Origin of the sequence: Protofrankia sp. CiP3 (assembly GCF_917627345.1) — a bacterium.
Classification (GTDB): Bacteria; Actinomycetota; Actinomycetes; order Frankiales; family Frankiaceae; genus Protofrankia.
Window position 1 is genome coordinate 1 of the sequence record NZ_CAKJTM010000044.1, and the last position, 663, is coordinate 663.

The following is a 663-nucleotide window of genomic DNA, read 5'->3' on the forward strand; positions in this document are numbered from 1 at the left end:
GAGTCACGATCTTTCGATCTGCCGAACCGACGTCCCTGTCTGCGGGATCTCCGCCCGACCCGACCGCACCGATATTCGCAACCAGTTCGAACAAATGTTCGAGTTTGTGGGCATTTCGAGTTATCGTTGATCTATGCTGAACACCGCCACCGGTGTGGACGCCCTGGCCGAAGCGACGGTGTGGTCACTGTCGGACGCCGAGCCGCTCGCCGCCTTGGACGACGGGGAACGACTCCTGGCCACGGTGGCGGCACTACGTCTACGGCTGGTCCGCGACGCCGACGGCCGCGATCTGGCCGCCCGCCACGGCGCCACCTGGACCCGGCCCACCGCGTGAAACAACTGAGGAATTGATAAAATCTGTTTCAGGTGTGCCGGGAAGCCTGGTCGGCGTGGGGTATGGACTGCAGCGATCTGCGGCAGCAACCCCGATCACGGACCAGAGGTTCGGCGGATGCGTGCGGTAGGGACAGTCCTCTTTCTTGTGGTGCTGGCAACCGCGGTAGCCACCGGGGCACGCCGCTGGCGGGTGCCCGCTCCACCGCTGCTGGTGCTGGCCGGTCTTGCAGTGGCGCTCATGCCGGGCACTCCATACCTTGCACATAGCGCCGCAGACCATCGGTCTGGTCGTCCTGCCCCCGCTGCTGTACGCCTCCGCCGAGG

Annotated in this window: 1 protein-coding gene and 1 pseudogene; both read left to right on the plus strand. The window is 65.5% G+C overall.

All coding sequences use genetic code 11. The features are described 5' to 3' along the window. Positions 1 to 133 precede the first annotated feature (133 nt). Positions 134 to 337 carry a hypothetical protein gene (locus MJ797_RS15615; protein WP_239335497.1) on the plus strand — a complete coding sequence of 68 codons (204 nt, stop codon included), beginning with the start codon at positions 134 to 136 and terminating at the stop codon, positions 335 to 337. A 117-nt stretch (positions 338 to 454) separates the two neighbouring features. Continuing rightward, positions 455 to 663, plus strand: a pseudogene (locus MJ797_RS15620) (Na+/H+ antiporter); the annotation flags it as partial.

Bases quoted from the DNA above. Each gene is read 5' to 3' on its own strand.
- MJ797_RS15615 (WP_239335497.1), top strand. From the start codon at position 134: ATGCTGAACACCGCCACCGGTGTGGACGCCCTGGCCGAAGCGACGGTG.